The 12,427-nt window shown below is 61.8% G+C and carries 13 protein-coding genes; 6 read left to right on the plus strand and 7 right to left on the minus strand.

Translation table 11 applies throughout. From position 1 onward, the window contains the following. Positions 1–112 precede the first annotated feature (112 nt). The gene (gene istB / locus LQF09_RS02620) at positions 113–922 is read right to left on the minus strand and encodes an IS21-like element helper ATPase IstB (RefSeq protein ID WP_270069119.1); all 810 of its coding nucleotides are present in this window, start codon (positions 920–922) and stop codon (positions 113–115) included. Further along, positions 915–2,414: an IS21 family transposase gene (istA, locus tag LQF09_RS02625; protein ID WP_270069911.1), complete on the minus strand. Its 1,500-nt coding sequence runs from the start codon at positions 2,412–2,414 to the stop codon at positions 915–917. Before istA ends, istB begins: the two co-directional genes overlap by 8 nt. Before the next feature lie 116 nt (positions 2,415–2,530). Here istA and LQF09_RS02630 point away from each other — a divergent pair, with 116 nt between their 5' ends. Further along, positions 2,531–3,508 (plus strand): hypothetical protein, encoded by a 978-nt coding sequence (locus LQF09_RS02630; protein ID WP_270069120.1) that lies wholly within the window; start codon positions 2,531–2,533, stop codon positions 3,506–3,508. 561 nt (positions 3,509–4,069) lie between these two features. Here the strand turns inward: LQF09_RS02630 and LQF09_RS02635 are convergent. The 5 genes from LQF09_RS02635 to LQF09_RS02655 all read right to left on the minus strand — a co-directional run bounded on the left by LQF09_RS02635 (position 4,070) and on the right by LQF09_RS02655 (position 8,116). Then, positions 4,070–4,579: a hypothetical protein gene (locus tag LQF09_RS02635; RefSeq protein WP_270069121.1), complete on the minus strand. Its 510-nt coding sequence runs from the start codon at positions 4,577–4,579 to the stop codon at positions 4,070–4,072. Then, complete coding sequence (tnpC, locus tag LQF09_RS02640) at positions 4,579–6,132, minus strand: IS66 family transposase (protein WP_181853531.1); 1,554 nt, start codon at positions 6,130–6,132, stop codon at positions 4,579–4,581. The genes LQF09_RS02635 and tnpC overlap by 1 nt, the downstream gene beginning before the upstream one ends. A 72-nt stretch (positions 6,133–6,204) precedes the next feature. Continuing rightward, positions 6,205–6,552, minus strand: coding sequence for an IS66 family insertion sequence element accessory protein TnpB (tnpB, locus tag LQF09_RS02645; RefSeq protein ID WP_181853532.1), 348 nt, complete (start codon positions 6,550–6,552; stop codon positions 6,205–6,207). Beyond that, positions 6,549–6,944, minus strand: coding sequence for an IS66 family insertion sequence element accessory protein TnpA (gene tnpA, locus LQF09_RS02650; RefSeq protein ID WP_181853543.1), 396 nt, complete (start codon positions 6,942–6,944; stop codon positions 6,549–6,551). The genes tnpB and tnpA overlap by 4 nt, the downstream gene beginning before the upstream one ends. Positions 6,945–7,246: 302 nt before the next feature. Then, entirely contained in the window at positions 7,247–8,116 is an 870-nt protein-coding gene (locus LQF09_RS02655; protein ID WP_270069122.1) for a DUF2726 domain-containing protein, read from the minus strand. Positions 8,117–8,280: 164 nt separating this feature from the next. On the opposite strand from LQF09_RS02655, the gene LQF09_RS02660 reads away from it, so the two are divergent. From LQF09_RS02660 to LQF09_RS02675, 5 genes are all read left to right on the plus strand, one after another. Continuing rightward, positions 8,281–8,511 carry a helix-turn-helix domain-containing protein gene (locus LQF09_RS02660; protein ID WP_270069123.1) on the plus strand — a complete coding sequence of 77 codons (231 nt, stop codon included), beginning with the start codon at positions 8,281–8,283 and terminating at the stop codon, positions 8,509–8,511. Between the two features lie 464 nt (positions 8,512–8,975). Beyond that, on the plus strand, positions 8,976–9,113 hold the full coding sequence (locus LQF09_RS19680) for a hypothetical protein (RefSeq protein WP_443081786.1): 138 nt from the start codon (positions 8,976–8,978) through the stop codon (positions 9,111–9,113). Positions 9,114–9,384: 271 nt separating this feature from the next. Further along, positions 9,385–9,693 carry a thermonuclease family protein gene (locus LQF09_RS02665; protein WP_270069124.1) on the plus strand — a complete coding sequence of 103 codons (309 nt, stop codon included), beginning with the start codon at positions 9,385–9,387 and terminating at the stop codon, positions 9,691–9,693. 74 nt (positions 9,694–9,767) lie between these two features. Further along, the gene (locus LQF09_RS02670) at positions 9,768–10,712 is read left to right on the plus strand and encodes an HNH endonuclease (RefSeq protein WP_270069125.1); all 945 of its coding nucleotides are present in this window, start codon (positions 9,768–9,770) and stop codon (positions 10,710–10,712) included. An 80-nt stretch (positions 10,713–10,792) separates the two neighbouring features. Continuing rightward, positions 10,793–11,923, plus strand: a complete 1,131-nt coding sequence (locus LQF09_RS02675; protein ID WP_270068686.1) for an ISAs1 family transposase — start codon at positions 10,793–10,795, stop codon at positions 11,921–11,923. The last annotated feature ends 504 nt before the right edge of the window (positions 11,924–12,427 follow it).

The following is a 12,427-nucleotide window of genomic DNA, read 5'->3' on the forward strand; positions in this document are numbered from 1 at the left end:
GGGTTGGGAATTTCCTCCTGACTCACGTTTCGATGTGCTCGAGCGGGTGATGTGGCGCGGGGGAATCTGCGAAGGGCGTAGCCCGAAGCAGATTCCCCCGCGCGGCGCCGACTCAGAACGGCTCAGATGCTTCGGCCTCACTTGGCGGCGCGGCCCGCCGGGCCTTCTCCCGCGACTGGATGCGTGACTTGGCTGCCGCATTGCTGTGCTGGAAGCGCCAGGAATCGTTGCCAGTCTCGATGATGTGGCAGTGGTGGGTCAGGCGGTCGAGCAAGGCCGTGGTCATCTTCGCGTCACCGAACACGCTTGCCCACTCGCCAAAGGTGAGATTGGTCGTGATCATCACGCTGGTGTGTTCATAGAGCTTGGAGAGCAGGTGGAAGAGCAAGGCACCACCGGCCTGGCTGAACGGCAGGTAACCCAGTTCATCCAGGATGACCAGATCGACGTTGCGTAGCGACAGCGCGATACGCCCGGCCTTGCCGGCGGCCTTCTCCTGTTCGAGCGCATTGACCAGGTCCACGGTGGAGTAGAACCGCACCCGCCGCCCATGACGGGTGACGCCTGAGATGCCCAGTGCGGTCGCCAGATGCGTCTTGCCGGTGCCCGGCCCGCCAACGAACACGACGTTGTGGGCCTGGTCGGCAAAGCCCAGATCGCTCAGTTCGCTGATCAGCCTGCGCTCGACGCACGACTGCTCGAAGTCGAACCCGGCCAGATCCCGGTGCACCGGGAAACGCGCCGCACTCATCTGGTAGCGGATCGAACGCATCGCACGATCGGTGCCTTCGGCCTGCAGCAGTTGCTCAATCAGCCAGCGTGCGCTCTGTACCGCCGCACCGTCGTCGGCGCTGATCTCGTTCCAGGCGGTGGCCATGCCGAACAAACGCAGGCTTTTCAGTTCCGCGCCGATATCACGCATGATCGGCCTCCTGTCGTTCGCGCAGGCTGTCGTAGCGCCCCGTGTCGGCCAGCGGCAGCGCTTTGAGTTCGAGGCTCGTTTCGACCGATTCCGGCAGGGGCGCCTGGTTCAGCCGTGCGATCACATTGAGCACGTGCTCGATGCTGACCATGCCGGAGTCCAGTACCAGTTCCACGGCCACCAACACCGGCTCCAGACCGACCTTGGGGACCATCGTGAGCACCTGACTCATCACCCGATCGCCACCGTCGCGACGCAGCAGCAAACGCTGCAACCGAAGTAGTGCGGTGGGCATCTCGGCAAACGGTGCGCCATTACGCAGCGCACCCGGTTTGCGTTCGAGTAGCGGCAGGTAGTGGCGCCAGTCGTAGCGGGTCTGCTCGCGATCAAAGAGACGCGGGTGGCTGGCCACGACCACCTCGTCGAACACGAACTCGATGCGCTCCGGGTAGAAGCGCTTGCTGATCAGCTTGCCCGCCCACTCGCACGGCACCGAGTAGTGATTGCGGTCCGCCGTCACCAGGCAAGTGCTCGACACCCGCCCTGGCGCTTCCACATACCCATCGAAGGGCGCGATCATCGGCATCAGATGGGCCTGCTCGTGCTCGAGCATCTCGGCAACCGTCAGCGCGTACTGCGGATGGCGTAATTCCTGCCACAGGCTGCGGCAACGCGCCAGCAGCCAGGTGTTGAGTTCGGCCATCGAGCCAAAGCGCTCTTCGCCTGCCTGTTGCCAGATCCGCCGCCGGCTGTCCTGCACGTTCTTCTCGACAATGCCCTTTTCCCAGCCGCTCGCGACGTTGCAGAAGTCCGGATCGAAGAGGTAGTGCGAGCACATCGCATAAAAACGGGCATTCACCACCCGGCCCTTGCCCTTCTTGACCTTGTCGACCGCGGTCTTCATGTTGTCATAGATGCCGCGCCGGGCAATGCCGCCGAGTGCCTCGAAACTGCGCGTGTGCGCGTCGAACAGCATCTCGTGGGCTTGACTCGGGTAGGCCACCAGCACGAACGCGTGGCTCGCACACAGCTTCAGGTGCGCCACCTGCAGCTTGCGCCACACCCCACCGATGACCAACCGCTCCTCGCTCCAGTCGAACTGAAACGCTTCGCCCAGTTCGAACTTCAGCGGCACAAAAGCTCGCCCTGGGTCGTTCGTTCCCTTGCGGCTACGCCAGGCGCGGATGAAATCGGTCAGGAGCGTGTAACTGCCCTCGAAGCCCTGTGCCTTCAGTTGCGCGAGCATCGCCTGCGCCGTCCGTCGCTCCCGCTTCGGGCGCTGGGCATCGGCTTCCAGCCAGCCCACCACCGTGGCCTCGAAGGCCGCGAGCTTGCCCGGCGCCTTCGAGCGACGGTAACGGGGCTCGGCCGCTTTGGCCTCCCCGAGCCATTTCCTCACCGTCGTGCGCGACAGCCCCGTGCGGCGCGCAATCTCCGAGCGGGACAGCCCGTCCCGGTAATGCATCCTTCTGACCTTGCCCAGCATTTCCATGGTGATCACCTCTGTTCCTCTGCCTCAAAATGAGGCAGAGAGGTTAAGCACCCTGGTCAGTTTTAAGCCGGAATTCACCCCGATAGGTGGTCAGTTTTCGGCCGGCGCCAACAACCGTGATTGCTTGGCTCTGGGCCCGCACGGTCAAGAGCCCCAACCCTGCTTTTGCGCAGGTCGACGTACCGCTGGCCTCGACCTTCGTTTTGTCGACCAAGGCCGGGAAGGAAGCCTATGTTGAGCCAGTGATCGAGGGGAGCAGTTACCGGTTCACGGTGAGGGCAGGTAGACCTGGTAATCCAGCGGCAGCGAAGAATGGGACAAAACTGGCGCGAGCAAACTTTTCGTGCCTGATGTCCGGAACCCCCATTTCTGGCGACTACGTTAAGAGCGAAGGGCGGGCCGGACGAATGGGTGCGCGACTGATGGCGGTTGTGGCGGAGGGGCAACGTAGTCGTGTTTACCTTGCGCCGACCGCTCAGCATGAAGCTGCGGCTCGCTCGGCCAAGCCGACGTGGAAACCAGAGGGTGAGATTGCCTCGCGTATGACCGGTGGCAACTGTACTCCCTATGGTCTTACGACTTGGGGTGACCTGTTCACGGACCGGCAACTCGTCGCATTAACGACGTTTTCGGATCTGGTCGATGAGGTTCGCGAGCGGGTCGAGCGGGACGCTGTCGGCGCTGGACTGTTTGACCATGGGAGGAGTCTTGAGCAAGGCGGATCCGGTGCAGCCGCTTATGCGGAGGCAGTGGGCGTATTCCTCGCTTTGGGTATCAGCCGTTTCTCCGATCGGAACAACGCCCTTTGTACCTGGGACAGCGGCCCTGTGGGAACAAAGGCATCGACCGGGGGTTCGGCCCGCACGGCTTCGCTACGGAATCTGTTTGCCCGACAAGCGATCCCTATGGCATGGGATTTCGGAGAGGCAAACCCCTTCAGCGATTCTGGCGGTGGATACAACAGCGCACTCGAATGGATCGAGCCGGCGGTCAGAGCTCTGAACGGTTTCTCACGGGGTCATGCGCAGATGGCTGATGCGCAGAACCAGGCGGTGAGTTCTGGAAAAGTTGTTTCGTCCGATCCGCCCTATTAGGCTTGGTAACCAGAGACTCCCCCGAGGGGTTCGTTTGTTCAAGTTCCCTGAGGGGGATCCCCCCTCCGCCATCACGCTGCTTGATCATCCCGCCGGCAAAAGCCATCAGCAGCAGTGACCATGCTCACTATCGGCACTCGGTGACTGGGCGACTGTGGTGGTCTGGGGATTATCGAGATGGATTTCCCCCCTCCGAAAATCAGCGCGAGATTCAGTCCGACGGTCGGTCACCCTGGGAGCAGGTAGCTGATTGGTTTTGGGTGCGGCCTGACCGACCGTTCCCGCTTGCCGCCTACGTAGTTCCAAAAGACCTCGAGCCGGGTACGCACGTTTTCGTCGAGGACGTGATCGAGGATATTCCCTTAGAATTGTGGAACCAGGGCGACAGTGCCCGCATGCTAAGCGGACGTGCCGTTTGGACGGGAGAGGACGTTCAATTGGTCATCCCGCGCGCGGCTGGGATCGTGGGATGACTGTTCTCGGTTGATGCCGTGTGCGCGGACAAAGGCCGGCAGTGTGTAACCGTCCGAGCAACCCCGTTCCCCGGCGGTGCCGAGGGCTTCAGAGGTCGACGACGTGCCTGAGCAGTCCGAACGACACGCGCCAGCCGGGCTCGTTCTCGCAGTCGACGCTGGCCGTCTTCTGATTGATGCGCACGATGGTGCCGATGCGCGTCTGCAGATGGCGATCCTCGAAGCTGACGCGATCGCCGACGCGGAAGTCCTCGCGGGTGGGACGTTGGGCGGGCTTGGGCGTGGGCGCCTGGGGCACTGCCCGGCTGTCGTCCGGGAGTTCGATTGCCGCGTAGGGTAGCGTCCAGGTTGCACGGGTGGCGTCATCCTGCACCGTGAGCTGGGTGTCCTTCATCGCCACCACGGTGCCGCTGCGCAGTTGCAGCGCAGCGCCCGGTGCTTTCCCGTCCACGAAGCGCACCCTTTGCCCCAGGTGCAGATGCAGCCGGATCTGCACGATCCGCGACGGATCCGACATCAGGCGCTCGATCACGCGCGACAGGTGGAACAGTTCGAGCGAGCTTGCGCGGTTGAGGGCTTCGAGGGTGGCGGGATCCATCAGGGCGCAGGCTTCCAGTTCATCGGCAGCAGTTCGTCGAGCCGGTCCATACGGTGGCCAGGCAGGCGCGTGAGCACATCCTTCAGGTAAGCGTAGGGCTCAATACCGTTCAACCGCGCCGTCTCGATCAGCGAGAGTGCCACGGCAGCGGCCCGTCCGCCACGTGGACTTCCGGCAAACAGCCAGTTCTTCCTCGAGATCGCCACCGGGCGCATCGCCCGCTCGGCGGTATTGTTGTCCGGCGCGAGCAGGCCACTGTCGGCAAACACGGTGAGCGCTGTCCAGTTCGACAGCGCGTAGGCAAACGCACGTCCCAGCGGCGAGCGCGGCAGCAGCGTCGGCTGGTGATGGGTGAGCCAGCGGTGGAACGCGTTCAGCACACGTCGGGTGCGCCCTTGGCGCACGCGCAGGCGCACGTCCGGGTCGGCCTCGCCCAGGCGACGCTCGATGCGGTAGATCAGCCCGATGAAGCGCAACGCGTCATCGGCCAGCCCCGGCGGCGCCCCCTTGGGGGCCGCCTTGAGAACATCGAAGAACTTGCGCCGCACATGCGCCCAGCACGCCACATGGGTGACGCCCTCGCGGAAGCTGGCGTGGTAGCCGCTGTAGTCGTCGGCCTGCAGGTAGCCGCGCCACGCGCCCAGGATCCGGCGCGGGTGTGTCCCGGACCGATCGGCCGTGAAGTCGTAAAGGGCGGCCGGAGCCACCTGCTGCCACTGGCCCCCATCGTCCTTCTGCTGCCCGCCGGCCAGATACACCCACATCCGGGCGGTGATCGTCTTGCCCGGGGCCTGAAGGGACAGCGTGGTGTCGTCGGTGAAGATCACCGGGCTCGCGAGTACGTGGCGCTGCAGGGCGGGCATCAACACGGCGAGCAACTCGGTCGCATCGAGCACCCAGTCGCACAGCGTCTGACGTGACAGGGCAACGCCTTGGCGCGCAAAGATCCGCGACTGTCGCGCCAGCGGGCAGTGATCGAGGTATTTCGACACCATCACGTGGGCGAGCAGCCCGGCGCCGGCGTTGCTCCTGAGCAGCGGCGAGCCCTGGGCCGTAGCAGTGCGCACGGTACTGCGGCCGTCGGCGCTCTCGCAGCGGTACTTCAGGCGCACGTTCTGGATCACTTCGAGCCGGGCGGGGATGTACTCGAGCAACTCCGAGACCTCCTCGCCGATGCGCTCGAGCGAGGCGTAGCCGGCCTTCTCGGCATCGGAGAGGTCGTGCTCGACGCGCCGGCGCGGCAGATCCGGGCTGATCGCCGGCCGCCCGCCCTTGCGCCGGGTGTGAGCGCCGACCTCGCGCCGCTCCTCACTCGGTACGGGGATCTGTACCGGGTCGGACCACAGTTCTGCCTGCCCGAGGTGGATCACCTCGCTGCGGGGCCCGAACAGGCGTCGCCGCAACTCGACCAGCTGGTGACGCAGGGTATCGAGCTGGGCGTCGAACTGCGCACGCATCGCCTGCATCTGCTGCCCCAGCTCGAGCACCAGATCCTGCAGCGGAGCAACCTCCGTGGGCAGGCTGGCGCGATCGATCGGGGCAGGCAGGTTCATGGGCCATGAGCATGCCAGCACCGGCACCTCGGGTGAATGCGGTGAATCACCGATTGCCCACGCGGCCGCGACTTACCCCACGACGCTGGCCGCCACCGGCGCCAGGCGGCGTGTCCGCGACAGATCGATACCATCGAGCCAGGCCAGCAACTCGCTCATCGCCAGGCCCTCAGCCGACAGCCGCGCGGGGTCGGTGAAACGCCCGCGCTCCAGGCGCTTGTAAAGCACCCAGAACCCATGACGGTCCCACACCAGGAGCTTGGCCTTGTCGCGGCGCCGGCCGATGAACACGAACACCTGACCCGAGAGCGGGTTCACGCCCATGCAACGCGACACGATCTGCGCGAGCCCATCGATCGACTTCCTCATGTCCACCGCTTCGCTATAGACGTGGGCGCGGATCGCCGAGGACAGGATCACGGTAGCCGCGCCAGCACGCGATCGAGCACCTTCCGCGCAGCCGCCCCGTGCAGGCGCAGCGTCATCGACGCGGGCAGCACGACTTCGATCTGCATCGCATCGACCTGCCCCGAGGAGGCTGGCTGCACGAGCGCGATGAAGCGGCCGCCGGCTTCGCCCACTGCCGACCCTGCCTCGGCAGCGGCCAGGCGCTTGATGCGGTGCCGGAACGTCGACAGCGCCAGGCCGGTGGCCTGGCAATACTGCGGAATGCTCAAGCCTTGCCGGCGCCGCTGCTGCTCATGCGAGCACCAGAATGCATCGTCGCGATGTGTCCGCCGCTGAACGGCCACCTCGTCACGATGCTGAGCCGGTGGTTCTTCCAGCGCCATCAGTCTGTCCTGCTCCATCATCGTCGCTCTCCAGAAGTGAGTTCGGGAGCCGCAACGATCGGCGATTCAGCGCTGACCGGGAACTACGGGGTTGCTCGGACGGTTACGGCAGTGTCGCGCGGGCGTGCCACGCCGTGATCATCTTTGCGAGCTGCAAGAACCCCTGTTACTGGCTCTGGGGTGAGCTGAGAAGTTAGCCTGGTGTTGGGCGGGCCCGTAAGACTTCTTGAGGTGGTCGGCGCTGGTCGACTAGGAGCTTGGGCTGAAACTATTCGGCGACGCGCTGTACCTGCGCGTAATTGCAGGGCAGGGTACATTCACGCCTAGAAAGCCGTGGAACGTAGAGGTGGCCCTGGATTGAGGTGGGGCACAACCTCCTCCGTCAAAAGCGCATACCACTCATCACTCCGCATTGAGCCTGGAGACTCGACCCGCAGTCGGAAGAAGGGCATGCCAAGTAGGCGAAAAATCGCATTCTTCATCTCATCGCGAACGCGATCCTTTGGCTGGTCGTGGTAGGCGCTGTCAAGTTCAAAGGCGGCGACCGGGCGACCATCATCGGGGACCACTAGGACAGCATCAAGGCGACATTGCCGACCATATGCCCAGACTTTTTCGCCAAGCAGGTGCTTCATGTTTGAGACGTCCGCCACTTGGTCCAACGGATAGTTGGGTAGTGCCATGAAGGCTGGAAAGCGAAGCGCCAACGCCTGAAGGAAGGTGCGCTCTTGGTCACTTCGAAAGACCGATCTCCGTCTCCCCGCGGTCTCGGCGGCCGAGAGGGGCGCAAACTCCATGAAGGTGCTCTGCACGAAGCGGCGCACTTCGAGTACAGGTCCCGCCAGATCCTGGTGACGCGATCGAGGCGACGGTTGGCGAGTCTGTGCGCGAGAGAGCCGATTCTCAAGCAACCGGTTGCGCTCCCCCAACAACTGCAAGGTCTTCGACTTGAGTCGTGCGGCGAGTTCCAGAATGACCTCGTGAGGCGCAAGCAGAGTTCCGGCAAGCAGAAAGGTCTCGTAGGCTCTTAGCAAGGGCTTTGGGGGTTGCGCGCAATCCTCAATGAGGAGACACAGCGCCTCCCCGCCCAGCGCCTTGACGTAGTCATCGACCTTAGCCAGCGCCTGCAACGGAGGGGAACGGAAAGCTATCAGAAAGGCCTCGTGCTCCCTCTGGTGCAGATGGGCACGCAACTTCCTTAGTAGTGCGACTCCGCTCGGGTTCTGGACCACAGTCTGTCAGCTAGGGGGTGATGACGTGGGATAGTACGGCGCGCCGCGCGTGTTGTCACTCATAGCGCGTGGCCTCATAGAGTGCCAGTTCATAGCATCGGCCGAAATCGACTTGACGGCCACACGTGCACTCCCTCGATCCCAGAATTCAGTTCGGCAAGCATCTGGCAAGGCTGCGTCGCCAGCGCGGGTGGTCTCAGGAGCACCTTGCGCTTGAGAGCGGCCTAGCACGGAGCTACCTGGGCGGCGTCGAGCGAGGACAGCGGAACATCGCTCTCCTCAACATCTGCCGGTTGGCTGAAACACTGGGGCTACCGCCCTCGGAGTTGCTGAACTTCGATGCCGCCGATTTGTGACGCCGCGAGTGAGTTCGTTGTGGTCGGCCACGAAGAGGTCGACGATTACGTTCGTGGTGATCAACGCCCCTGAAGTGGCCGGTGACAGCGACACGGTTCTTCGGAGACTTCCCGGGATACAAGGCTGAGGACCGTTTAGGCTGCAGCGGGATCGCTTCGCACATGCCCCTGCATTCGCCACATCTCAGGCCTTATCGCCACTGAGAGGCCGGACGATCGGACATCTCAGCCCCTACCGGTGCGCTGCACGCAGCCCGTCCTGACTTTCATGTTCTCGTATGCATCAGTACGAGGGCGCCATGACATGCGCTTATTGATAGCAGCACGAGGACAGTGGATATGACGAATGGAATAGGGGGCACCACAAAGCCCAAGAAGAAGCCAACGCTCCGTTTCAAGACGGGCGACGACGTGACGCGTCACGAGGCAAGCTGCGCCTGAATCAGACCCAGTTTTGGAGCAAGATCAATGTAACCCAGTCAGGAGGCTCCCGATATGAATCCGGGCGAGCCATCCCCCGAACGGTTCAGCTCTTGCTTCACCTTGCGTACGGCACGGACAAGCAGGCCGCAGACCTGCTCACTGTGCTGCGTGAGCACTGATTGGATGGCGGGGCTGCACAACCCTCTATCCCGTTTCTTCCTTGCTTCGAAACGCTGTGTTGTAGCGCTCTAACACCATCACCGCACACCACTTCCCACCTATGACGTCCGCCCAGACTAAAAGCCAGAGCATTCTGGAGGCCCCATCCGAAAATGGACAGTTACGTCTTGATTTGTCCATTAGCTTGAGGCACTCGATGGACGCGTAAAAGGGCGTTAAGTATCTGATTTTGTAGATAACCCAACTTGTCCATCATGTCGATACTTGGGTGTGGCGCCGGAGAAACGGCAGCCGTTCGGTAATCGCGCCCGGCAGTCGCTGGGCGAGCTATACCACGAGAAGCGCGCCGAGGTGCGCGTCGTCGATGTGGATCGGTACAAACGTGTTGTCGGCCGCGTTACCTGTGCTGGCGTCGATGCAAACGCCGCTCAGGTGCGTCGCGGCATGGCGTGGGTGTATGACCGCTACGTGAAGGACAAGATGCTCTACCGCCTGCAGGACGAGGCGCGCGGTGTAGGTCGCGGACTCTGGGCAGATAGAGATCCAATACCGCCTTGGGACTGGCGCAAACGCTCATAGCAGGGGTTTCTTCGCTAATGCAATCGCCTAGTTAATTAGCATGCCAACAGAAATTAGTGATAATTGGCGGTGAAATGAATACCGAGAGCTGGCATTCCGAGTTCAATCCGTCAAAGTTTCTGAGTCGTGTGAATTTTGCGCGGCTTGTCGAACGGAATGAGGCGTACAACGCAAATTTCATTACTGATGCAAGGTCGCCCTGCATCCTGTGCGGAAATCATACTTCGCACGGCATTCTATTGAACGACAAATCGTTCCTTTGCCAGAAGTGTTACTCCGACGTGGCTTTGATTTCATATCCAGAGAGATACGAATTGCTGCGTCGTCAGTTCGTTGTGGAGACCGAGGCGCGGAGGCTTGCGTGGGAAGGATTTCGGAATAGATTTGAGTGCAAATCGGAAGGAAGCGTTTTGGTGCTCGTTGGCTGGGTGTCTCTGCTTTTCGCGCTTGCCAATCCTGCGCTCCTAGTCTTGACCGCTGCTCTTCTGGTGGTCGGCTATTCCGGCAGTTCTGCAAAAAAGAAGAAGTATGAACAGTGGTTGGTTAGAAAGGCTCAGTGGGAAAATGAAAACCCGGTTCCGTCGGAGCCGGCACTTAAGCACTTTCATGATCCAGCAGCTATTTTGACGGAACGAGATCGCCAGATTCTTAGGGTTTTTAATCACTGGCCTGGATATCCGCCATTCTGGAAGTATCTTCGGTCGGTAGTGCTAGGCAAAGACTCGAATCGCTGCCAAGTAACGGGTTGTCCATCACGGCTAGGGTTGCATGTTCACCATATCCGTCCAGTCGGAGAAGGTGGCCCGCACTCGCCAGAAAACCTCGTTTCACTGTGCGATTTTCATCATGCCTTAGAGCCAGAAAAGGGTCACGAAAGGATTTGGGGCGAGATCAAGACGAGATACTTTACACTCGTTTCCGCTCACGAAAGAAGCAATCGGGTAGACGGTGGAAGTTATCAAGTACGTGCCCACCTCCGCAGGGCAATCGCACCGACTTCGCATAGCCCCAATCAATAACTCTTTAACTTTCATGACCTTGCGAGACCTCTGTTCACATTGTCATAAAGTGTGTAGTTTCCTACCTTTTTGGGCATCCCATGAAGGCAGGAAACATCATGCCGCTGACGCAGGTGTTCGTCTCGATTTCCGACCCGCGCAGCGCGCGGCATGCGCGCCACGACCTGGCCGAGTTGCTGACGGTGGCGGTGTGCGCGGTGCTCTCGGGTGTCGACGACTTCGTCGACATCGAGTTGTGGGCCGAGGCCAAGATCGACTGGTTGCGAGGCTTCATGAAGCTTGAGCATGGCATCCCGTCTCACGACACGATCGGACGCGTGTTCGGCCTGATCGCGCCCGACGAGTTCGAGTCCGCGTTCCGGCGCTGGGTGGGCATGGTGGTGCCGGCGCTGGCCGGGGATACGGTCGTGGCGATCGACGGCAAGACGAGCCGGCGCTCGGGCGGCAAGGGCAGGACCGACGCCAGCCCGTTGCACCTGGTGAGCGCGTTTGCGGCGGGCATGGGCGTCGTGCTGGGCCAGACGGCGACCGCCGAGAAGTCGAACGAGATCACCGCGATTCCCGAACTGCTTGCCAAGTTGGCGATCGAGGGCTGCGTGGTGACGATCGACGCGATGGGCACCCAGACGAAGATCGCCCGCACGATCCGCGAGCGCGGCGCGCATTACGTGCTGTGCGTGAAGGAGAACCATCCGAACCTGCACGACTCGATCTTGTTCGCCGACATCGATCCGCGAGGGCCGCTGACGCCGAGTTCGACCCACGAGACCATGATCAAGGACCACGGCCGCATCGAAATCCGCCGATGCCGCGCCTACGCCGCGATCGACCGCCTCTACAAGTCCGAGGACTGGCTGGATATGGCCAGTTTCGCGGTGGTCGAGCGCATTCGCACCGTGGGCGATCACACCAGCACCGAGCGCGTCTTCTACATCAGCAGCCTGCCCGCCGACGCCGAGCGCATCGCTCGGGCCGTGCGCAGTCACTGGGAGGTGGAGAATCGGCTTCACTGGTGTCTGGATGTGCAGTTTAACGAGGATCAATCACGGGTGCGCAGCGGCTACGCCGCCAACAATTTCGCCATCGTTCGTCACATCGCGATGAACCTGCTGCGGCTCAACACGACGCGCAAGGCGAGCATCAAGTCCAAGCGCATGCTGGCGGCGACGATTGACGAATTTCGCGCCGAGCTGCTTGGGGTTATGACATGAAGGTGCGATTGCCCTGCCCACCTCCGGCGGCTGGAACTTGTCTCACTAGACGAATTGCGCGAATTGGCGATGGTCTATGGCTTCTGTTGCCCCAGCTGCGGCGAGACCGGAGTCCAATTCCGGCTAAATGGCGATAAGAACCGCATCAAGGTTGAGTGCCCTGCATGTGGGAGTGCGACAGAGGGGCCGCAACAACTCGCTGAGGAAACCGGTCCGCTGCTAGCCGAAGTTTTGGGCGTTACTCGGAATAGGGGTAGATGGAGGGCTAGATGGGACATGCTCTCCGAAAGAAGGGCTGCGACATGGGGCATGTGGAGCGGTAACGTAGTAACCCTAAAGCGTAAACAGCATAAAGAGAAAGTTGAAGCCACTAAATCAGCCCCCTTGTGTCCTAAGTGTGGCGCGCCAATGAGGTTAGTTCGACCGCGGTCTGATGATAAATGGAAAGCGTTCTGGGGGTGTACTCAGTATTCCGTTACTAGGTGCAAAGGAAGCTTTAGATTT

Origin of the sequence: Thauera sp. WB-2 (assembly GCF_027594845.1) — a bacterium.
In the GTDB taxonomy this organism is placed as follows: domain Bacteria; phylum Pseudomonadota; class Gammaproteobacteria; order Burkholderiales; family Rhodocyclaceae; genus Thauera; species Thauera mechernichensis.

Coding starts and splice junctions, on each gene's coding strand:
- istB (WP_270069119.1), bottom strand. CDS start 922: ATGCGTGATATCGGCGCGGAACTGAAAAGCCTGCGTTTGTTCGGCATG.
- istA (WP_270069911.1), bottom strand. CDS start 2,414: ATGGAAATGCTGGGCAAGGTCAGAAGGATGCATTACCGGGACGGGCTG.
- LQF09_RS02635 (WP_270069121.1), bottom strand. CDS start 4,579: ATGGATCCCGCCACCCTCGAAGCCCTCAACCGCGCAAGCTCGCTCGAA.
- tnpC (WP_181853531.1), bottom strand. CDS start 6,132: ATGAACCTGCCTGCCCCGATCGATCGCGCCAGCCTGCCCACGGAGGTT.
- tnpA (WP_181853543.1), bottom strand. CDS start 6,944: ATGATGGAGCAGGACAGACTGATGGCGCTGGAAGAACCACCGGCTCAG.
- LQF09_RS02670 (WP_270069125.1), top strand. CDS start 9,768: ATGAATACCGAGAGCTGGCATTCCGAGTTCAATCCGTCAAAGTTTCTG.
- LQF09_RS02675 (WP_270068686.1), top strand. CDS start 10,793: ATGAAGGCAGGAAACATCATGCCGCTGACGCAGGTGTTCGTCTCGATT.